The 20985-nt window shown below is 65.4% G+C and carries 18 protein-coding genes and 1 tRNA gene; 9 read left to right on the top strand and 10 right to left on the bottom strand.

Annotated features, from left to right (window positions below):
• Positions 1 to 27: 27 nt before the first annotated feature.
• The 4 genes from ACR9Y6_RS09375 to ACR9Y6_RS09390 all read right to left on the bottom strand — a co-directional run bounded on the left by ACR9Y6_RS09375 (position 28) and on the right by ACR9Y6_RS09390 (position 2587).
• The gene (locus tag ACR9Y6_RS09375; protein WP_481281043.1) at positions 28 to 1416 is read right to left on the bottom strand and encodes an FAD-containing oxidoreductase; all 1389 of its coding nucleotides are present in this window, start codon (positions 1414 to 1416) and stop codon (positions 28 to 30) included.
• Between the two features lie 156 nt (positions 1417 to 1572).
• Positions 1573 to 1980, bottom strand: coding sequence for an addiction module antidote protein (locus ACR9Y6_RS09380; protein ID WP_481281044.1), 408 nt, complete (start codon positions 1978 to 1980; stop codon positions 1573 to 1575).
• A 74-nt stretch (positions 1981 to 2054) separates the two neighbouring features.
• Positions 2055 to 2342 carry a type II toxin-antitoxin system RelE/ParE family toxin gene (locus ACR9Y6_RS09385; protein WP_481281045.1) on the bottom strand — a complete coding sequence of 96 codons (288 nt, stop codon included), beginning with the start codon at positions 2340 to 2342 and terminating at the stop codon, positions 2055 to 2057.
• A gap of 168 nt (positions 2343 to 2510) precedes the next feature.
• Positions 2511 to 2587, bottom strand: a tRNA-Arg gene (locus ACR9Y6_RS09390).
• Positions 2588 to 2770: 183 nt separating this feature from the next.
• Between ACR9Y6_RS09390 and ACR9Y6_RS09395 the strand changes: the two genes are divergently transcribed.
• Together ACR9Y6_RS09395 and ACR9Y6_RS09400 are read left to right on the top strand one after the other, a co-directional pair.
• Positions 2771 to 3880: an RHS repeat-associated core domain-containing protein gene (locus tag ACR9Y6_RS09395; protein ID WP_481281046.1), complete on the top strand. Its 1110-nt coding sequence runs from the start codon at positions 2771 to 2773 to the stop codon at positions 3878 to 3880.
• Positions 3881 to 3920: 40 nt separating this feature from the next.
• Positions 3921 to 5030 (top strand): RHS repeat-associated core domain-containing protein, encoded by a 1110-nt coding sequence (locus tag ACR9Y6_RS09400; protein WP_481281047.1) that lies wholly within the window; start codon positions 3921 to 3923, stop codon positions 5028 to 5030.
• Between the two features lie 43 nt (positions 5031 to 5073).
• Here the strand turns inward: ACR9Y6_RS09400 and ACR9Y6_RS09405 are convergent, their stop codons facing one another.
• A complete protein-coding gene (locus tag ACR9Y6_RS09405) occupies positions 5074 to 5502 on the bottom strand; it encodes a hypothetical protein (RefSeq protein ID WP_481281048.1) in 429 nt (142 codons plus the stop codon).
• 10 nt (positions 5503 to 5512) lie between these two features.
• On the opposite strand from ACR9Y6_RS09405, the gene amaB reads away from it, so the two are divergent.
• From amaB to ACR9Y6_RS09435, 6 genes are all read left to right on the top strand, one after another.
• A complete protein-coding gene (amaB, locus tag ACR9Y6_RS09410; RefSeq protein WP_481281049.1) occupies positions 5513 to 7048 on the top strand; it encodes an L-piperidine-6-carboxylate dehydrogenase in 1536 nt (511 codons plus the stop codon).
• Between the two features lie 16 nt (positions 7049 to 7064).
• Complete coding sequence (locus tag ACR9Y6_RS09415; protein WP_481281050.1) at positions 7065 to 7832, top strand: class I SAM-dependent methyltransferase; 768 nt, start codon at positions 7065 to 7067, stop codon at positions 7830 to 7832.
• On the top strand, positions 7832 to 8860 hold the full coding sequence (locus tag ACR9Y6_RS09420) for a quinone-dependent dihydroorotate dehydrogenase (RefSeq protein ID WP_481281051.1): 1029 nt from the start codon (positions 7832 to 7834) through the stop codon (positions 8858 to 8860). Before ACR9Y6_RS09415 ends, ACR9Y6_RS09420 begins: the two co-directional genes overlap by 1 nt.
• 17 nt (positions 8861 to 8877) lie before the next feature.
• Positions 8878 to 9897, top strand: a complete 1020-nt coding sequence (murB, locus tag ACR9Y6_RS09425; protein ID WP_481282714.1) for a UDP-N-acetylmuramate dehydrogenase — start codon at positions 8878 to 8880, stop codon at positions 9895 to 9897.
• A 107-nt stretch (positions 9898 to 10004) separates the two neighbouring features.
• Positions 10005 to 12164 (top strand): polyphosphate kinase 1, encoded by a 2160-nt coding sequence (gene ppk1 / locus ACR9Y6_RS09430; protein WP_481281052.1) that lies wholly within the window; start codon positions 10005 to 10007, stop codon positions 12162 to 12164.
• A 336-nt stretch (positions 12165 to 12500) separates the two neighbouring features.
• Positions 12501 to 14228, top strand: a complete 1728-nt coding sequence (locus tag ACR9Y6_RS09435; protein ID WP_481281053.1) for a sensor domain-containing diguanylate cyclase — start codon at positions 12501 to 12503, stop codon at positions 14226 to 14228.
• Between the two features lie 18 nt (positions 14229 to 14246).
• Here the strand turns inward: ACR9Y6_RS09435 and ACR9Y6_RS09440 are convergent, their stop codons facing one another.
• From ACR9Y6_RS09440 to ACR9Y6_RS09455, 4 genes are read right to left on the bottom strand one after another with little or no spacing between them, the layout of a single operon-like run.
• Positions 14247 to 16511 (bottom strand): thiamine pyrophosphate-dependent enzyme, encoded by a 2265-nt coding sequence (locus ACR9Y6_RS09440; protein WP_481281054.1) that lies wholly within the window; start codon positions 16509 to 16511, stop codon positions 14247 to 14249.
• 24 nt (positions 16512 to 16535) lie between these two features.
• Positions 16536 to 17138, bottom strand: a complete 603-nt coding sequence (locus ACR9Y6_RS09445) for a glutathione S-transferase family protein (protein ID WP_481282715.1) — start codon at positions 17136 to 17138, stop codon at positions 16536 to 16538.
• A 47-nt stretch (positions 17139 to 17185) separates the two neighbouring features.
• Complete coding sequence (locus ACR9Y6_RS09450; protein ID WP_481281055.1) at positions 17186 to 17722, bottom strand: GNAT family N-acetyltransferase; 537 nt, start codon at positions 17720 to 17722, stop codon at positions 17186 to 17188.
• A gap of 7 nt (positions 17723 to 17729) precedes the next feature.
• Complete coding sequence (locus ACR9Y6_RS09455) at positions 17730 to 18899, bottom strand: acyl-CoA dehydrogenase family protein (RefSeq protein ID WP_481281056.1); 1170 nt, start codon at positions 18897 to 18899, stop codon at positions 17730 to 17732.
• A gap of 157 nt (positions 18900 to 19056) precedes the next feature.
• On the opposite strand from ACR9Y6_RS09455, the gene ACR9Y6_RS09460 reads away from it, so the two are divergent.
• The gene (locus tag ACR9Y6_RS09460; RefSeq protein ID WP_371022032.1) at positions 19057 to 19932 is read left to right on the top strand and encodes a DMT family transporter; all 876 of its coding nucleotides are present in this window, start codon (positions 19057 to 19059) and stop codon (positions 19930 to 19932) included.
• Positions 19933 to 20003: 71 nt separating this feature from the next.
• Here the strand turns inward: ACR9Y6_RS09460 and ACR9Y6_RS09465 are convergent, their stop codons facing one another.
• Positions 20004 to 20939, bottom strand: coding sequence for a 5'-nucleotidase (locus ACR9Y6_RS09465; RefSeq protein WP_481281057.1), 936 nt, complete (start codon positions 20937 to 20939; stop codon positions 20004 to 20006).
• Positions 20940 to 20985: the final 46 nt, after the last annotated feature.

Here is a 20985-nt window from a genome sequence, read left to right on the forward strand (position 1 = left end):
CGTACGAGCTGAGAACGGTCGATGCGATCAGGTGCCGTTTCTCGGGGGTGGCGCCAGATCTCCGACGAGGGTCGGAATGAGCTCCGACACCGTCGGATGAATCGGTACCGCCCATTGCAGCGTCCCGACCGGCGCATCCGCGTTCATCATGTCGAGGATGCCGTGGATCGCTTCATCCCCGCCTGTGCCAAGGATGGCGGCGCCAAGGATCTTCTTCGTCTCCGCGTCGGCGACGATCTTCATGAAGCCCCAGGTCTCGCCCTTCTCCACCGCACGCCCTACGCGTGTCATCGGACGCTTCGATATCAGCAATGGCCGGCCGGACTTGCGTGCCTGCGATTCGGTCATGCCGACTCGCCCCAGCGGCGGGTCAACGTAAAGCGCATAGCCGAGGATGCGATCGCTCACCTTGCGCTCCTCGCCATCGAGCAGGTTGGCGGCGACGATCTCGTAGTCGTTCCACGCCGTGTGCGTGAACGCGCCCTTGCCGTTGCAGTCCCCCATCGCCCAGACGCCTTCGGCACTGGTCCGGAGGAAATCGTCGACCTTGATGTATCCCTTGTCGTCCGTCTCGATACCTGCCTCGTCCAGGCCAAGGTCGTCCGTGTTGGGGCGGCGGCCCACGGCAAGCAGCACATGCGTACCGACGACCTCGGGGGCTCCCTCGGTGCAGTCCACGCCGACCTTCACGCCGCGCTCGTGCTTCGCCAGTGTGATGCAGCAGGCGTCCGTGCGAACGGCGATGCCTTCGGCTTCGAGGAACGCGCGGATCTCGGCCGAGACGTCCTCGTCTTCGTGGCCGATCAACCGTGCGCCCTTCTCCACGATGGTCACCTCGGCGCCGAAGCGCCGGAACATCTGGGCGAACTCGAGACCGATGTAGCTGCCGCCGACCACCACCAGATGTCCGGGGACGGCTTGCAGTGGAATGATGGTGCTGTTGGTGAGGTAATCGACCTGGTCGACGCCCGGGAAGTCCGGCACGTTGGCGCGACCGCCGACATTGAGGAAGATCTGGGGCGCTTCCAGCGTTTCGCCATTCACCTCGATCCGTCGCGGACCGGTGAATCGCGCATGTCCACGAATGAGCGTGAGCCCCGGCATGGATGCCAGCCAGTCCTCGTTGCCCTTGCGCGAGTCGAGGATCACCTTGCGGGCCCGGGCAGAGATGGTCGGCATATCGATGGACAGCGGCCCGGTACGGACGCCGTATTCCGCGCCTCGCTGCGCGAGACGGGCCGCATAGGCGCTGGCGACGAGGGTCTTGGTCGGCTTGCAGCCGGTATTGACGCAGGTGCCGCCGACCAGATGCCGCTCGATGATGGCGACGGTCTTGCCCGCGCCGGTGAGGCGGTTGGCCAGCGCCGGCCCAGCCTGCCCGGCTCCTACGATGATGGCGTCGAAGGTATGGGTCATGGGCTCCGGCCTCGAATGGTGACCCCGGCCCGATTCGAACGGGCGACCTTCCCCTTGGGAGGGGGCTAGGCTCCGCTCTGGAATGCGGGTTGCCGGGTGGATTGTGCTTACGGTGTACTAAAAACGCTATGGGATGTCAGACGTTCCTAGCGCCCGTCAGGCGCGCGCCTTGGTCTTCACCGGCCGCGAGGGGAGCTTTTTTTTCTTCGGTGCAGCTGTTGCGGTGCGCTGAACGACATCACCGACCGTCTTCCTGGACCTGGCCGTGACGGCCTTCTTTCCATAGGGGGCAAGAACAATTTTTAGGCCGAGTGCACCGGCAATTTTGCGAACGGTCACGAACCCGGTCTTGGCACCAGGCTTAAGTGCCTTGTAGAGGCCGGGACGAGTAAGGCCAGCTGCATCCGCTACCTGAGTCATACCCCGCGCACGCGCGACATCATCTAGTGCGGAAAGGAGAAGATCTTGATCATCTTCGGTTAGAACTTCGTTCAGGTATGCAGCGATGGCCTCTTCACTGTCGAGATACTCGGCAGCGTCAAACGCCGAGAACTTGGTGGGCATGGTGGTTCCTTGGTCTGGTTACTTCGTAACTAGGTATTTCGTAACTAGGTATTTCGTGTCTGCGTAGCTGGCGGCTATCGGTCCGCCAGCAGTTTCTTTGCTTTCTCGATGTCCTTCTTCTGGGTCGATTTATCGCCGCCACACAGCAAAAGGTAGATCGTGTCGCCATCCCTGACGTAATAAACGCGGTATCCCGGGCCGTGGTCGATCCGCATCTCCGAAATCCCGTCGAAGTGCTTTGCGTCACCTGCATTCCCTGCAACCAAACGCTTGATGCGAACGATCACTTTCGCCCTCGCAACCTGATCCTTCAGGCTGCGAAGCCAGTCCGTAAACTCGTCTGTCTGGATCACCGTGTTCATGGGCATAGTGTCTCCAATTGGAGACACTTTTGCAAGGAACGGTCATACCCTGGGCGTCTCCGCCAAGACCCGCCTGGAAGTCGGGCGGGAGGATATGTGCTTGCTGTGCTTGAAGGGTGTGATCGGTGGCGGAATATGGAATCCGGCCAAGCCAAGAATGGCTTCATATGGTGACCCCGGCCCGATTCGAACGGGCGACCTTCCCCTTAGGAGGGGGACGCTCTATCCAGCTGAGCTACGGGGCCAAGGATGTGAGGATACCGGAGGCGGTCGGGAGACAAAAGACGAGACCGGGGACATTCCGGCGCCCCGACGCCTAAGCTCATGACGGATCGCGGAAACCGCAGCTGCGCCTACACCGTTGTCGCTATAGCCGCGGACGCCATCCTGTGCATTAAATCCTGGTACTCCCGCAGGAAGGAACGTCGGTGAAGCAGGTCGCGCCCGCCACCCATATCTATGGCGCCTACGGTGAAATCGGGATGGTGGGCCAGATGGCACGCTCCGCGTACGCGGGACAGCTCGCCGAACCAGGCACCGGCGATTACGTACTCGGCCATCGCCTGTTTTCGCCGGTTCTGCGACGTTTCCTCAATCCCGATCCCATCAGCCCCTTCGACGACGGCGGCTTGAATCGCTACGCTTATTGTGGCGGCGACCCGATCAACCGCACCGACCCCAGCGGTAACGCGTGGTGGGACCGGGTCGTCGCAGGCCTGGGCATGAACGGTGGTTTCAGCGGGCAAGTGGAGAGACGGCAGAGCCCTACGGGCGCCGTCTCCACGGTGATGCCGGCGACCGCTGCCGTACTCGATGTGGTCACTGTCGCGGCCGAGATCGGAGCACCGGTTTCGATTTCGGCAGGGGCCAGGAAATCCCCTGCTGTCTCTGGTTGGCTCGGAGTGGCCGCCAGCATCACTCCCGGTGGCGTCGCCCTGACGGCGAAGCCTCCCGCGACATCGGTGCGCTATGTGGGTCGGGGACAAAGAGGGCCGCAGGACGCGGATTTACCGCGCTACAACATCGAAGTCGTTCCGGCCGATGAGCGCCCACCTCATAAGTCTCGGCGTTCCGGACCGACAGGGCAACTGGTATTGAAGACACATTGGTTCGTGACGACCGATCCGCTCGAACCCGGAAATACCCACTGGGGCGCGGATACGCCCGTCACCTCGAGGAGTCTTCTCAGTCCTTTGCGAAAAATAGGAAGGATACCCATCGCCGATGGACCTAGAGATGTCTATCTCTACAGCGGCGTCCATGGCGACATACAAGGCGAAAACTGGGCCAATCAACGACGATTGCATGCAGATAGCAGGCTCTACCAATTGGACGTCGATGATTACTCCTTATTCCAGCGCCACCTACCAGGCCGCAATCTATCCATCGAACACATCGGTGGCATCACGTTCGGTGAAATGATCGAAAAGATCTCGCGACCAGGCATCCATCTTCATGGCTACTGCTTCGGCGCGATAGACAACCTGATGCTCGACCTTCTCTGCGCCGATCCGGTTCCCGTCTATCTGAGACATTGAGCACGCACATGTCCACCGCTGAAAAGGAACGGAGCGCGGCATGGCCTGGAAGCCACCCATGAGTCGCATATACGGCGCTTTCGGCGACAGCGCGGCGACGGGACAGCACGCGCACAGCGCCTACACCGGAGCATGCGCGGAGTCCGGCACCGGCGCCTATGCACTCGGTAGTCGCCTGTATTCCCCGGTACTGCGACGTTTCCTCAATCCCGATCCCATCAGCCCCTTCGATGACGGCGGCTTGAATCGCTACGCTTATTGTGGCGGCGACCCGATCAACCGCACCGACCCCAGCGGTAACGCGTGGTGGGACCAGGTCGTCGCAGGCCTGGGCATGAACGGTGGTTTCAGCGGGCAGGTGGAGAGACGGCAGAGCCCTACGGGCGCCATCTCCATGGTGATGCCGGCGACCGCTGCCGTACTCGATGTGGTCACCGTCGCGGCCGAGATCGGAACACCGGTTTCGATTTCGGCAGGGGCCAGGAAATCCCCTGCTGTCTTTGGTTGGCTCGGAGTGGCCGCCGGCATCACTCCCGGTGGCGTCGCCCTGACGGCGAAGCCTCCCGCGACATCGGTGCGCTATGTGGGTCGTGGACAAAGAGGGCCGCAGGACGCGGATTTACCGCGCTACAACATCGAAGTCGTTCCGGCCAATCAGCGTCCAGCTCATAAATTTCGGCGTTCCGCGCGGACAGGGCAACCGGTACTGAAGACACATTGGATCGTGCGGCCCGATCCGCTCGATCCCGGAAATACCCACTGGGGCGCGGATACGCCCGTCAACTCCATGAGTCTTTTCAGCCCCCTGCGAAAAATAAGACGCATGCCCATCGTCGACGGACGTAGAAATGTCTATCTCTACAGCGGCGTCCATGGCAGCAAACAAGGCAAAAACTGGGCCAATCAACGAAGGTTGCATGCGGAAAGCACGTTCTACCATGCCGACGTCGGTCATCACTCCGCATTCCAGCGCTACCTTCCGGGCCGCAATCTCTCCATCGAGGACATCGGTGGCATCACGTTCGATGAAATGATCGAAAAGATCTCGCGACCAGGCATCCATCTTCATGGCTACTGCTTCGGCGCGGTAGACCGCCTGATGCTCGACCTTCTCTGCGCCGATCCGGTTCCCGTCTATCTGAGACATTGAGCACGCATATGTCCACCGCTGAAAATGTCCGATGGGCCACCACTTATCGGCTGTCATTGCCGACCGGCCCCGGCATGGGCGGGATGCGCGCCGGCCGTTTCGCATCGCTCCCGAAAGGACGCCAGACACCGTCGGCACCCTCGATCCCTATGGTGGCGTCGCCTCCTTCGGTGGCCGCCCGGTTCACGGCCGCGAGCAGGGCATCGAAACGGCTGGCAAAACGGGATAGCACCTCCCCGTCGAGACACACGGTCCATGAGTGGCTTTCGTCGGGATGGTAGGGAATCTCATAGATTCGGGACATGGGGCCACCCGCCTGGTGAAGAAAGTCAAAGCCAGCATGGACTTGCGCCGGTGATCGCAGGGTCTTCATAACCTCGCCGGGCAACGACGCCCCGCAGACATCCTTCCGCGCCGCACAACGGGGGGTGAAGGGAGCGTTTGCTAGAATCGCCGTTTTACCCTTCTCCATGGAGAGCCTCATGTCCGGCAAGATCCTCGCAGCGCTCGGCCTCGCCGCCAACGAATCCGGTACCTACCTCGGCCGTGGCGAATGGGCCGCCACCACGGGCGCCGGCACGCTGTCGCCGACCAATCCGGCCACGGGCGAGGTGATCGCGACGGTGCAGGCCACCAGCGCCGCCGATTACGAAACGATCGTGCAGCGCGCCCAGGAAGCCTTCGCGGTCTGGCGCACGACCCCCGCCCCGCGCCGTGGCGAAGCCGTCCGCCTGTGCGGCGAGGCGTTGCGCAGGCACAAGGACGCCCTGGGTTCGCTGGTCGCCCTGGAAATGGGCAAGATCAAGCCCGAGGGCGACGGCGAAGTGCAGGAGATGATCGACATCGCGGATTTCGCGGTCGGCCAGAGTCGCATGCTCTACGGCAACACCATGCATTCCGAGCGCCCCGGCCACCGCATGTACGAGCAGTGGCATCCGATCGGCCTCGTGGGCATCGTCAGCGCGTTCAACTTTCCGGTCGCCGTCTGGGCGTGGAACGCCTTCCTCGCCGCGATCTGTGGCGACATCTGCATCTGGAAGCCGTCGCCGAAGACGCCGCTCTCGGCCATCGCCACGATGAAGATCTGCAACGAGGCGCTGAAGGAGGCCGGCTTCCCGGACATCTTCTTCCTCTTCAACGATGCCGGCACCGACCTCGCGCAGGTCTTCGTCGATGACAAGCGCATCCCGCTGATCAGCTTCACCGGCTCGACCAAGGTCGGCCGCATCGTCGGCGAGCGCGTGGCGAAGCGCATGGGTCGCAGCCTGCTCGAACTCGGCGGTAACAACGCGATCATCCTCGACAAGTCGGCCGACCTGAAGCTCGCCATCCCGGCCATCGTGTTCGGCGCCGTCGGTACCGCTGGCCAGCGCTGCACCAGCACCCGCCGCGTGCTGGTGCATTCCTCGATCCACGACACCGTGGTCGACACGCTGGTCAAGGCCTACGGGCAGGTGGAGCAGAAGATCGGCGATCCCACGCTTCCCACCACACTGATGGGGCCGCTGAACAGCCCGGAGGCCGTGCAGGCGTATCTCGCCGCCATCGAACAGGCCAAGGCCGCCGGCGGCACCGTGCGCACGGGCGGCAAGGCGCTCACCGATCGCAAGGGCAACTTCGTGCTGCCGACGATCGTCACGGGCCTGAAGAACTCCGACGAGGTCGTGCAAACGGAAACCTTCGCGCCGATCCTCTACGTGATGCCCTTCGACACCCTCGACGAGGCCATCGCCGAACAGAATGCCGTGCCGCAAGGCCTGTCCTCGGCGATCTTCACGCAGGACCTGAAGGCGGCCGAGCAGTATCTTTCGGCGTCGGGCTCGGATTGCGGCATCGCCAATGTCAATATCGGCACCTCGGGCGCGGAGATCGGCGGCGCCTTCGGTGGCGAGAAGGAAACCGGCGGTGGTCGCGAATCGGGCTCGGATGCCTGGAAGGTGTACATGCGCCGCCAGACCAACACCATCAACTACTCGGACGCGCTGCCGCTGGCCCAGGGCATCAAGTTCGAGTTCTGACCGAACGGATGAGGCCATGACCGACCTTCGCTCCACGGAACGTTTTTCCGACCGCGTAGAGGACTACGTCCGCTATCGCCCGGACTACCCCCCGGCGCTGGTCGAGTGGTTGCATGGCCTCGGCGTCCATACCGACTGGGCCGTCGCCGATATCGGCGCGGGCACGGGCATCTCGAGCAAGCTGTTCCTCGACGCCGGACATCGCGTGACCGCCGTCGAACCGAACGCGGCGATGCGCTCGGCCGCCGAACGCTGGCTCGGTGGCGAAGAACGGTTCCGTGCCGTGGATGGCACCGCCGAGGCAACGGGCTTGCCCGACGGCTCGGTCGACCTCGTCATCGCCGCGCAGGCGTTCCACTGGTTCGACAAGGAACGGGTGCGCGAGGAATTCGCGCGCATCCTGCCTTCGCGCGGCCTGGTCGCCGTGTTCTGGAACAGTCGCCGGCTGTCGGGCACGCCGTTCCTGGAAGGTTACGAGCGGCTGCTGCACGAATACGGCGTCGATTACATCAGCATCGCGGAGCGCTACGCCGACGACGAGAGCATGGCGCGCTGGTTCGCCCATGGCTATCGCGGCATGGCGTCGTTCCCGCATGGCCAGGAGCTCGACTACGATGGACTCCTGGGCCGCCTGATGTCGTCGTCGTACGCACCCAAGCCCGGGCATCCCAACCACGAACCGATGCTGTTCGCGTTGCGCTCGCTGTTCGACGCGACCCAGGCCGATGGCACGGTCGACTACGATTACGACACCCGCGTCTTCGCGGGCCACCCGGACGCCTGATGTACGAACTGATCCGCCCCCTGCTCTTCGCACTGGATGCCGAGACCGCGCATGGCCTGACCCTGTACGCCGCCGATGTCGCGCAGCGCAGCGGCATCTCGGGCTGGATAGCGAAGCCACCGTCGGAACTGCCGGTACACGCCTTCGGTATCGATTTCCCCAATCCGGTGGGGCTCGCCGCAGGCCTGGACAAGAATGGCGCGCACCTCGACGGCCTCGCCGCGCTGGGCTTCGGCTTCGTGGAGATCGGCACGGTCACGCCGCGCCCGCAGGCGGGTAACGACAAGCCACGCATGTTCCGCCTGCCGCGGCACGAGGCGATCATCAACCGGCTCGGCTTCAACAACGAAGGTATCGACGCGCTGGTGCGCAACGTGCACAAGGCGTCGTTCCGCGGCGTGCTCGGCATCAACATCGGCAAGAACAAGGACACGCCGAACGAGCGTGCCATCGACGATTACCTCGCCTGCCTGGAACGCGCGTATCCGCTGGCCACCTACATCACCGTGAATATCTCCTCGCCGAACACGCAAGGACTGCGCGATCTCCAGGAAGAGGAAACCCTGCGCCGTTTCATCGGGACGCTGCGCGATGCACAGGAGCGGTTGGCGAGCCAGCATGGCAAGCGCAAGCCGATGCTGCTCAAGATCGCACCGGACCTATCGGACACCGAACTGGACGCCATGGCGGATGTGCTGCTCGCTTCCGGCATCGACGGCGTGATCTGCACCAACACGACGATCGAACGCACCGAGGTCGCAGGCGATCCCAACGCCCACGAAACCGGCGGCTTGTCCGGCCGGCCGCTGTTCGCCCGGTCCACCGCCGTGCTGCGCGGCATGCATGCGCGCCTCGGGGGCAAGCTTCCCCTGGTGGGCGTGGGCGGCATCCTCGACGGCGACAGCGCCGCCGAAAAGATCGAGGCCGGCGCCACGCTGGTGCAGCTCTACTCCGGCCTCGTCTATCGCGGCCCCGGACTGATCGCCGAGGCCGTCGCCGAGATCCGGCGCCAGGGGCTCGTGGCATGAACAACGCGCCTGTCGACATGGGCGGGTTCAGCCTCGCCAGCGATGCGCCGCTCGGCGGCCGCAACACGCTGCGCGTGGATGCACGCGCGAAACTGCTCGCGGAGGTGCGCGATCCGGCGAAGATTCCCGAATTGCTGGCGTATCCCGCCGTGAGGGGAGGCAAGGTCCTCGTACTCGGCGAAGGCAGCAACCTGCTCATCAAGGGGGATTTCGACGGTACCGTCCTGGCGATGGCCACGCGGGGCGTCGAGACCTTCCAGCGCGACGATCGCGTGCTGGTACGCGTGGCGGCGGGGGAACGCTGGGACGACTTCGTACGCTGGTCGCTCGGCCAGGGCTACGCGGGCCTGGAAAACCTGATCCTCATTCCCGGCACCGTCGGCGCCTCGCCGATCCAGAACATCGGCGCCTACGGTGTTGAAGTGGCGGAATTCATCGATACCGTGGAAGCCTGGGACACGCATGCGGGCGAGTTCGTCGTGCTCGACAAGGCCGCTTGCGCGTTCTCGTACCGCGATTCCAGCTTCAAGCAGCAGCCGGGCCGGTGGATCGTCGTGGCGGTGACCTTCTCCCTTCCGCGTGAACGCCCGCTCTCGCTCGACTACGCAGGCATTCGCGAGGAAGTGGCGAAGATGGGCATCGAGCGCGCCACGCCGTATCACGTGGCCGAGGCGGTCGTGCGCCTGCGGTCGCGCAAGTTGCCCGATCCGGCGGTGATCGGAAACGCCGGCAGCTTCTTCAAGAACCCGATCGTCGGCGCGGCGAAGGCCGAGGCGCTCGTCCTCGCCCATCCGGGCCTGCCTGTGTGGCCACACGCCGGAGGCACGGCGAAGATCTCCGCCGGGTGGCTGATCGAGGCGGCCGGCTTCAAGGGCCAGCGCGACGGCGACGCGGGCATGTCGAACCGGCACGCCCTGGTGCTGGTGAACCACGGCAAGGCGACCGGCCCGCAGCTCTGGGCCTTCGCCCAGAAGGTGATCGTCGGGGTCGAGGGCATGTTCGGCGTGACCCTGGAACCCGAACCGCTGGTGGTCTGAGCATCGTGGCGCGTGTCATGCGGGTGTAAGAGCCCCGTCATACCCTCGCACGGGCGGCGTACCATGAGGGCGTCGCGATCCGCGACGAGGACGCCACCCTGGATACGATGACCCCGCCCAACGAGTCGATCGCCCCCGCGAAGAGCGCCACCGCCAGGACGGCGCCGCCACCGGATGTCGCGGAGATCGACCTCAACGATTCCAGTCTCTACGTCCACCGCGAGCTATCGCAGCTACAGTTCAACATCCGCGTGCTCGACCAGGCGCTGGATGAGTCCAAGCCACTCATCGAGCGGCTCAAGTTCCTGCTGATCTTCTCGTCGAACATGGATGAATTCTTCGAGATCCGCGTGGCCGGCCTGAAGCAGCAGATCGCTTTCGACCATGAAATGATCGGCGCCGACGGCATTCCACCGCGCCGCGTCCTGGCCGAGATATCGGAACTGGCGCACCGCCAGATCGAGCGCCAGTACGCGATCCTCAACGAGAAAATCCTCCCCGCGCTGGCGGACGAAGGCATCCGCATCGTCCGCCGCAACCAGTGGACGCATAAACAGAAGCTCTGGGTGCGCCGCTACTTCCGCCACGAGGTGGCGCCGCTGGTCACGCCGATCGGCCTCGATCCGACGCACCCCTTCCCGCGCCTGGTGAACAAGAGCCTGAACTTCATCGTCCAGCTGGAAGGCACCGATGCCTTCGGCCGCGATTCGGGCCTCGCGATCGTACCGGCGCCGCGCATCCTGCCGCGCCTCATCCGCCTGCCCGGGGAAGTCTGCGAAGGTGGCGACAACTACGTGCTGCTCTCGTCGATCATCCACGCCCATGCCGACGATCTCTTCCCCGGCATGCGCGTGCTGGGCTCGTATCAGTTCCGCCTCACCCGCAACGCGGACCTGACCATCGACCCGGAGGATGTCGAAGATCTCGCGCGCACCTTGCGCGGTGAACTCTTCTCGCGCCGCTACGGCGACGCCGTGCGCCTGGAGGTGGCCGACAACTGTCCCAAGCCCCTCGTGGACTACCTGCTCAAGCAGTACTCGCTGGAAGCGGATTCGCTCTACGAGGTGAACGGCCCGGTGAACCTCGCGCGCCTGTTCGAGATGACCTTGCAACCGGCCTACGCGCGCCTGCAGTTTCCTGGTTTCGTACCCGCCCTGCCAAAGGCGCTGGCCGACGCGGAGGACATGTTCTCGGTGATCGGAAAGCAGGACATCCTGCTCCACCACCCCTTCGAATCGTTCTCGCCCGTGGTCGACTTCCTGCGCCAGGCGGCCAAGGACCCCCAGGTACTGACGATCAAGCAGACGCTCTACCGCAGCGGCGCCAACTCGGAGATCGTCGACGCCCTGGTGGAAGCGGCGCGATCGGGCAAGGAAGTCACCGCCGTGGTCGAACTGCGTGCGCGTTTCGACGAAGAATCCAACCTGACCCTGGCCTCGCGCCTGCAGCAGGCAGGCGCCGTGGTGACCTATGGCGTGGTGGGCGTGAAGACGCACGCGAAGCTGATGCTCGTGCAGCGCCGCGAGAACGGCAAGCTGGTCAGCTACGCCCATCTCGGCACCGGCAACTACCATTCGGGCAACGCGCGGCTGTACACCGACTACAGCCTGCTCACGTCCGACGAAGCCCTGTGCGACGACGTGCATCGCCTGTTCCGCCTGCTCACCGGCATGGGCAAGGCGCTGAAGATGAAGCGGATGCTCTACGCACCCTTCACGCTGAAGAAAGGCCTGCTCGACCTGATCGCGCGTGAAGCCGCGCACGCCGCCGCGGGCAAGAAGGCGGAGATCGTCTGCAAGATCAACGCGATCACCGATCCCAAGCTGATCCGCGCGCTCTACCGGGCGAGCCAGGCAGGCGTGAAGATCGAATTGATCGTTCGCGGCATGTGCTGCCTGCGCGCAGGCATCCCGGGGGTATCGCAGAATATCCGCGTGCGCTCCGTGGTGGGCCGCTTCCTCGAACACAGCCGCGTCTACTGGTTCCACAACGACGGCGAACCGGATCTCTACCTGGCCAGCGCCGACCTGATGGAACGCAATCTCGACCGCCGCGTCGAGACCTGCTTTCCCATCGAAGGCAAGAAGCTGCGCCAGCGGGTGCGGCGGGAACTGGAGTTCTACCTCACCGACAACCACTCGGCATGGGTCCAGCAGCCCGACGGGAGCTATGCCCTCCTGCAGCCGTCCCCCGGCCAACCGGTCCGCGACGCGCAGACCCAGTTGCTGGAACGCTTCGGCGGCATAGCGGCCCCCCAGCCCAGCTGAAACGCCCCCACGGAGCCGCTTCTCTGTGAGAGCCGCTTTTTTTTGGGGAGCCGCCTCTCCTGTGTGAACCGCTTCACCTGTGTGAACTTATTCACCTGTGGGGAACCACTTCACCTGTGGGGACCACTTCTCCTGTGGGAGCCGCTTCAGCGGCGATGGGTGCTTGCCTCACCCTGGCCCGCTGCCGCGAGATCGCCGGCAAGCCGGCTCCCACAACGACACCTCTCACAACAGCACCTCCCACAACGGCGGCTCCCACGACAGCAGCACCCACAACGGATACGCCCAACGGCCAGCGCGACAGCGGCCATGGACCACGGCAGAATGGTGCCGTATATGCGTACCGGCAACCGCCAGCACGGGTGGGTCCACCGTCTGTTCCAGGCGACGGTGCTGTGCGGCCTGCTTCTGGGCGGTACCGCCACCGCGACCACGCTCACGGCCAACTGGCGCGAGGTGCGTCCGGGCGACACTCCCGCCGACATCCTCCGCGAGGCGGCCCAGCGCCCCCTGCCCGCCTTCGACCCGGCGCGCATGCAGATCCTCCCCAACGAGCCCACCGGCACCTGGGTGATCTTACGCGGCCTGCCCCCCTGGACGACGGGCGAACGCGTGCTCAGCGTCGGCCATCCGGGCATGGGCGCGGTGTCGCTCTACGACGGCGACACGTTGGTGGCGACCACCTCGCTGGACGACTTCGGGCCGCCCTTGCACGGTCACGGCCGGCTGATCTTCAACGTGCCCGCCTCGATTCCGGCGTCACGGCCACTCCTGCTGAAATTCGAGCCCACGGCACAACCGCCGGGCGCGGTGACGATAGCGATCGACTCGTGGCCGGACTACCTCCGGGACGACGGCAGCTGGATGGTCTTCGCCACCGGATGTTTTGCCGTCATGCTGACCATGGCGCTGATGGCGCTGTGCTTCACGCTGATCCTGCGCGACATGACCTTCGGCTGGTATGCCGCGTACCTAATTTGTTATGCCTTGATCCAGGGCTTGCGCTCGGGCTTCGTTTTCCACCCGCTCGAATTGCAGTCGCTGGCCGGCATGGCCGACACCCTCGGCGCGGCGGTGACGGCACTGTCGGTGACCTTCGCGGCCCTGTTCATGCTGCGCTTCGCCAAGGTCGACGAATACGTGCCCTTGCTGCGCACACCCGTCCTGGCCTTCGCGGTGGTGATGCCCTTGCTGATCGTGCTTCGCGCGACCGGCGTCGGCATGCTGGTGGGCATGGCCCAGCTGCTGTTACAACCCTTGGTGTTGCTCGGCGCGTTGCTCCTGCTCGTGGCCGGTGCCATCGCCGCCGTGCGCGGTTCGCGGCATGCCTGGTTTTTCCTGGCGGGCTGGACACCACTGCTCATCCTTACCGCGCTATGCGGCGCCCAACAGCAGGGCATGTTCGCGGGAGCGCCGTGGCTGCCGGATGCGGCGATCGCGGTAGGCGCCTTCGAGGCCATCGTGTTGTCGATCGGCTTGTCCGACCGTGCGCTCACCATCCGCCATGATCGCGACCGCGCCCGCCAGCTTGCGGACAGCGATCCATTGACGGGACTGCTCAACCGTCGCGCCTGGACCGATGCGGCGACGGGTGTGCTGGAACAGGGGGCCTCGCGTCCCATCGCCGTGCTGTTCTTCGACCTGGATCACTTCAAGGAACTCAACGACCGGCACGGCCACGCCACCGGCGACCGAGCCCTGGTGGCGGTGGCGGCCGCCCTGCGTCATGAACTCAGGCCGCCCGACCTGCTCGGCCGCTACGGGGGTGAAGAGTTCGTGGCCTTGCTGCAAGGCGTGGACAGGGAAGATGCCATGCAGGTCGCGACGCGGTTGTGCCGGCGCGTGCATCGGCTCGACGTGCACGTGGGAGCGCAGGGCTCGCTGTTGACGGTCTCGATCGGCGTGGCCATGCGCACGCCCGCGGATACCGTGCAATCACTGGTCGAGCGGGCGGACAAGGCGATGTACGCGGCGAAGCTCGCCGGGCGCAACCAGGCGATGTGCGCCAGCCACGCCGGACCGGTGCTGGTCCGCCGCAACGATATCGGAAAAGCCGCGAACTGAGGTTCGCCGTCTATCGCCTCAAGCCAGCCCGGCGGCCGCGGCCACGATATCGTCGTCGCCCGGCAACACCAGGAACGCCGCACCCGCCAGCGGCGTGAACGTATCGGCGCCCACGACACGGCGCAGCGGCACGTGCCCCAGCCCCGCCTCGACGATCGCGGTGATCACGCCCTCGCCCACGCCCGCACTCTTGCGCCCCTCGTCCACCACCAGGATACGTTTCGCACCCCTGGCCTGCGCGGCGATGAAGGCGTCGTTGAGCGGAACGAGCCAGCGCAGGTCCACCACGCGCACCTTCCATCCATGTTCCGCTTCGATACGTCGCGCCGCGCGCAGGCTCATCGGCACGCCGTTGCCGAAGGTGAAGACGACGAGGTCGTTCGCACCCTCCTCGTAAACCCGCCCCTCGCCCAGCGGCATCGCCTCGCCCGGTGACGGATAGGCGAATTGCCACTGGCCATCGCCAGCCTCGTAGAGGTCCTTGGTCATGTACAGCGCGATCGGCTCGAGGAAAGCGGTGACCCGGCCGTCGACTTTCGCCAGGGCCGCCAGGGTTCGCAGCATCGTCGCGGCATCGTCACCGCGGCTCGGGCAACCCACCACGAATCCGGGGATGTCGCGCAGCGCGGCGATCGAGTTGTCGTTGTGGAAATGACCGCCGAAACCGCGCTGGTAGCCCAGGGAGGCCACCCGCATCAGCATCGGGTTGCGGTACTGCCCGTTGGAGAAGAACTGCAACGAGGCCGCTTCACCACGAATCTGGTCGCAGGCGTTGTGGAAGTACGCGAGATACTGGATCTCGGGCAACGGCAGCATGCCCATGTTGGCATAGCCCTGCGCAAGGCCGAGGATCATCGTCTCGTCGAGCAACGTGTTGAACACGCGGGTGTTGCGGAAGGCCTTGTGCAAGCCCTTGGTCACCGTGTACACGCCACCCTTCTGCGCCACGTCCTCGCCGAACAACAGGCTTTCCGGATACTTCGCCATGAGGTCGTGCAGGGCCTGGCCGATCTGGATGGCCAGGTGGCGTGGCGGTTGGTTTTCCGGAAGCTTGTCGGCGCCGCCGAACGCGCGCTCGCGCTCCGTCGCCTCCCCCATGCGCGCCGCTTCCGCACGAACGGCATCGGGCGTGTACGGGGCGAGTGGCGCCATGACGTCGGCCAGGCTGTCGAGCTTGGCGGTGCGATCGGCGACATCGGCCGCTTCGAAACAGCGCTTGCGAATCCCCTCGTAGAGCCCGAGCAGGCTCTCGGAATCGTAAAGGCCCGAGGCGAGCGCGATGGTCGCGCTGCGCAGTAGCGGATCGGTGGCTTCCAACGCCACCAGTTCCTCGACGGAACGCCACTCGATCTCGAAATCGGTGCCCGCGTGGCCCATCACCCGTGTCGTGACCAGGTGCAGGAAGGTCGGCCGGCGCGTGTTGCGGCAATGGGCGACGGCGCGTTCGACGTCCGCGTAACCGCCGGCGAGGTCGAGGCCGTCGGCGTGGAAGTAGTCGAGGTCCGCACGATGGCGGAAGTTGTTGGCCACCCACCCACCCGGCGTCTTCACCGAGATACCGATGCCGTTGTCCTCGCACACGAAGAGCACGGGCGCGGGCAACTTCTGGTATGCGGTCCAGGCCGCCGCGTTGAACGCGGTCTGCGCCGTGGCGTGGTTCGACGACGCATCACCGAACGAGCAGATCGCGATCGAGTCGCCCGGCACGGGCAAGGCATGCCCGATACGCTTGGCCTGCTCGATGGCGACGGCGGTACCGAGCGCCTTGGGCAGGTGCGAGGCGATGGTCGAGGTCTGCGGGAGCACCCACAACGGCTTGCTTCCCCAAACCTTGTGGCGGCCGCCGGACGCGGGGTCCTCGCTGCTCGCGGCAAAGGACAAGGCCGAGTCCATCACCGGGTCCATGCCGGGCAGCTTGCGGAAACGCTCGGCCATGAAGCCGCCGCTGCGGTAGTGCAGGAAGGCGGGATCGGTGTGCCGGGTGGCCCGCGCGACCATCGCGTTGCCTTCGTGCCCGGACGAGCCGATCGTATAGAACACCTTGTTCTGCACACGCAGCACGCGCGCCATCAGGTCGAGGTGGCGACTGATCAGCTGCGATTCGAGCAGCTCGCGAAACCCACGCGCATCCAATGCGCTTCCGGGCAGCACCGGCTCGTCGTCAAGCGGCGCACGGGCGGTGTCGCCTCGCCACGACTGCACGAACTCGACGAAATTCCGATCGACGATCTCGGCGCGGTTGAAACCCTTGTGACGGGCGGCGATGGCTTGCGGAGCGGACATGGGAAAGACTCGGGGAAGTGGGGATCAGGCGTGCATCGGCGAGAAACCGGGCTGCGCACGAACGCGGGCCAGCCAGTCGGTGACATTCGGCCAACGGGAGAGGTCGAAACCACCGTCGGCGGCGCAATGCGTATAGGCGAACAGCGCGATGTCGGCGACACCGAAGCCGCCCCCGCTGAAAAACGATTCGCTGGCGAGATGGTCTTCCATCACATCCAGCGCCCGCGCGCCGCGCTCGAGCAGCTGCGGCAACTCCCCGCGACGCGGATGGTCCCCGGGCAGCCACTTGCAGACGAAGCGCGCCACGGCCACGTACGGCTCGTGGCTGTATTGCTCGAAGAACATCCATTGCAGCGTGCGCGCACGCTCCCATGGGTCCGACGGCAGGAAGGCCGTACCTTCGGCGAGATAGCAAAGGATCGCGTTGGACTCGGCGAGGCGGCGGCCGTCCTCCAGCACGAGCAGGGGCACCTTGCCGTTCGGGTTCAACGCGAGGAATTCCGCGGTGCGCGTGGCGCCGGCGGTACTGTCGGTCTCGATCCAGCGATAGGGACGACCGAGCATGTCCAGCAGGTGTTGCAGCTTGTAGCAATTGCCCGATGCGCGCAGGCCATAGATGGTCGGCATGGAGGAATTGGAATGGGCCAAGGGATGTCCTCAGGGAAAGAAAGGAATCAACGACGGCGGGCGAGCCACTGTTCGCGAGTCTGCCCCCATAGATCGACGATGTCGTCCTCGAACGGTGGCGGCAAGGCACCCGGCCCTTGCCAGGTGGAACCGAGCTTCTTCGCGACGCCGATCGAGGCGAGGTTCCCCGGGTTGATCGAATGGATCACCTGGCTCCAGCCAAGGTTGGCGAATGCCCAGTCCATCGAGGCGGCCGCGCCTTCCGTCGCGTAGCCCTTGCCCCAGGTTTCCCGCAGCAGCGCCCAGCCGATCTCATGGCCCGGCCAGCCTTCCGGCTGCCATGGGCCCAGTCGGCCCACCCAGCGTCCGCTGGCGCGTTCGATCACCGAGAACATGCCGAAACCCTCGATGCTCCAGCAACCGGCCATGGTCATGAAGTTGCGCCAGGCGATGGCGCGCGGCTGCGGACCGCCGAGGAAGCGGTTGACTTCAGGATCGGCCATGCATTCGGCCCAGGCGTCGAAATCCTCCGCCGCCGTGGGCCGGAGGATCAACCGGTCGGTTTCGATGACGGGCCCGTGCATGCCGGCGTCAGAACGCGTTGATGCCCGTGAGTTCGCGGCCGACCACCAGCTGGTGGACGGTCTCGGTGCCCTCGTAGGTAATGACCGATTCCAGGTTCAACGCATGGCGGATCGCCGAATGTTCCGTGGTGATGCCCGCGCCACCGAGGATGTCCCGGCAGTCGCGCGCGATGTCGAGGGCCATGCGGACGTTGTTCCATTTCGCCAGGGACACCTGGGTGGGCTGCAGACGCCCGGCGTCCTTCAGGCGGCCCAGTTGCAGGGAGAGCAACTGGGCGGTCGTGATGCGGCGTGCCATGTCGGCCACCCGGATCTGCACGGCCTGGTTCGCCGCCAGCGGGCGGTTGAACAGCACGCGCTGCGCGGTGTAGTCGAGCACTTCCTTCAGGCAGGCCTGCGCGGCGCCGATCGGACCCCAGGTGATGCCGTAACGCGCCTGGTTGAGGCAACCCAGCGGTCCCTTCAGGCCCTTCACGTTGGGCAGCCGCGCACTGTCGGGCACGCGGACGTCGTCGAAGAACAGACCCGAGGTGACCGAGGCGCGCAGGCTCATCTTCTTGTGCACTTCCTGCGCGGCGAAGCCCTTGGTGTCCGTCGGCACGATGAAGCCCTGGATGCCTTCGTCGGTCTGCGCCCAGACGATCGCGATGTGGGCGAGGTTGCCATTGGTGATCCACATCTTGGCGCCGTTGATCACCCAGTCGCCGCCATCCCTGCGCGCGACCGTCTTCATGTTGGCCGGGTCGGAGCCGCCGTGCGGCTCGGTCAGGCCGAAGCAGCCGATGATCTCGCCCGCGGCCATCCGCGGCAGGTACTCGCGCTTCTGCTCTTCGGAACCGTAGGCGAAGATGGGATACATGCACAGCGAGCTCTGCACCGAGGCGAAGCTGCGCAGGCCCGAATCGCCCCGCTCCAGCTCCTGGCAGATCAGGCCGTAGCTCACCCCGTTCATGCCGGCGCAGCCGTATTCCTCCGGCAGCGTGGCGCCCAGGAGGCCCAGCGAGGCGATCTCCGGAACCAGCTCGGCGGGAAACCGGCCCTGGTCGAAGCAGTCGCCGATGATCGGAAGGACCTTTTCGTCGACGAAGCGTCCGACGGTGTCCTGGACCATGCGCTCTTCGTCGGTGAGCAGCGAGCGGACATCGTAGAGGTCGAGCGGATCGAGACGGTGGGCCATACGTGGGACTCTTGCCTGGGCAGCCGGAAAGCCCACGATTGTAGCCATGGCCGGTGGCGGGGTCATGGCGGGCCGCAGCAATCGTGGGACCGGTTGCCGGAATCTCCACGCCGGAGGCGCCATAATGACCACCCTGCCCGCTCCCTGACGGACCGCCATGTTCAAAGGTGTGCTGCTCGGCTTCGCCTGTTACGCCGCCTATGCGTGGAGCGACGCCTTCGTCAAGTCGCTGGAAGGCAGCCTTCCCGCGTACGAGGCGGTGTTCTTCGGCGCGGTGCTGGCCATGGCCGCCTTTCCCTTCCTGAAGAAGCCCGGCGACCGCTGGAGCGAGATCGTCATATCGAAGATGCCCGGCCTGTGGCTGCTTCGCGCCATGGCGGGCGCCATCGGCAACGTGACCGCGGTCATGGCTTTCACCGCCCTGCCGATGGCCGAGGCCTTCTCGCTGATCTTCCTGCTGCCCATCTTCGTGACCATCCTCTCGGTGGTCTTCCTGCGCGAACACGTCGGCTGGCGGCGCTGGTCGGCGGTGATCGTGGGCTTCCTCGGCGTGCTGGTGGTGTTGCGGCCGGGCTTTCGCCACCTGGGCACGGGACACGTCGCGGCGATCATCTGCGGGATCACCGGCGCGCTGTCGATCATCGCGCTGCGCATGGCCGGCGCGACCGAGAAGCGCATCACGCTGTACGGCGCGGGCGTGATCGGGCCGATGATCGCGGGCTTCATCATGATGCTGCCGCACTTCGTCTGGCCGGACGCGCACCAGTGGTTCCTCGTGCTGGGCTATGGCCTGCTGGCCGCGGCGGGAGCGGTCCTGCTGATGCTCGCCACGCAGAATGCGCCGGCCAACCGCGTGGCGCCGACGCAATACAGCCAGATGCTATGGGCCATTCTCTTCGGCTACCTGCTGTTCCACGATCACCTGGACTGGCCGATGCTGGTCGGCATCGTGATGATCCTGGGCGCCGGCCTGTTCACCTTCGTGCGCGAAGAGAAGAAGACCGACTGGTGGCGCTGGACGAACATCGTCTGAAGCGGACTGGTGGGAGCCGACTTGTCGGCGATCCGGCGGCAGCCGGCCAGGTGATGGCTGGCAGCTGATTGCTAAGTGTTGCTGACCCCGTGCGGCACATGGCCGGTCGCCACATGGCGGCGGGCCGATTCCACGTTGGCCGGGGAATCGTCGAAGAAGATGTCCGCGCCGAAGGCTTCGAGGAAAGGTCCCTTGTCACGGCCGCCGAGGAAAAGCGCCTCGTCGATGCGCACGCCCCAGCGGCGCAGCGTGAGGATCACCCGTTTGTGCGCGGGCGCGGAGCGAGCGGTGACGAGAGCCGTGCGGATCGGCGAGGTTTCCGCCGGAAAAGCCGCCTGGAGCCGGTGCAGCGCGGCGAGAAACCCACGGAAAGGGCCGCCGGAAAGCGGCTCGGCCCAGCACTCCGATTCGTTGAGATGGAAGGCCTCCAGCCCCTGCTCTTTTGAAACGCGCTCGCCCTCGTCACCGAAGATCACCGCATCGCCATCGAAGGCGATGCGCAGTTGCTCGCTGGATCGCTGGGGCGCGGTCGATGGCAGGATCGTGGCGGCCGCCACGCCGGCGCGCAACGCGCGCCCTACGTCCTCGGCGTTCGCGGAGAGGAACAGGTCCGCGCGAAACGGCGCGATGTAGTCCGAGGTCGGTGCGCCGCTGGTGAATGCCGCCCTCGATATGCCCAGCTTGTAGTGCTGGATCGCGTTGAAGATACGCAACCCGGTGTCGCCGGAATTGCGCGAGAGCAGGATCACCTCGACGGGTGGTACGTCGCCGGAAAGCGCATTGAGTCCGAGCAATTTCTGCACCAGCGGAAAGGCGACGCCCGGCTTGAGCAGGTCGTCCTCGTGCTCGATCTGGAAGGCGCGGTAGGCATCCAGCCCCTCGCGCTCGAACAGCTCATGGCTGTCCTCCATGTCGAACAGCGCCCGCGAGGAAATCGCGACGACCAGGCGGTTGTCGCGCACGGAGGATGCGGCGTGGGCGTTCTGCGTATCGTCGTGGGTGGTCATGGGCATGCTGTCCAGCGCGTTCCGGCTCCCATCCTAATGCACCCGA

It is taken from the genome of Luteibacter sp. TLI7-4A, from assembly GCF_056754745.1.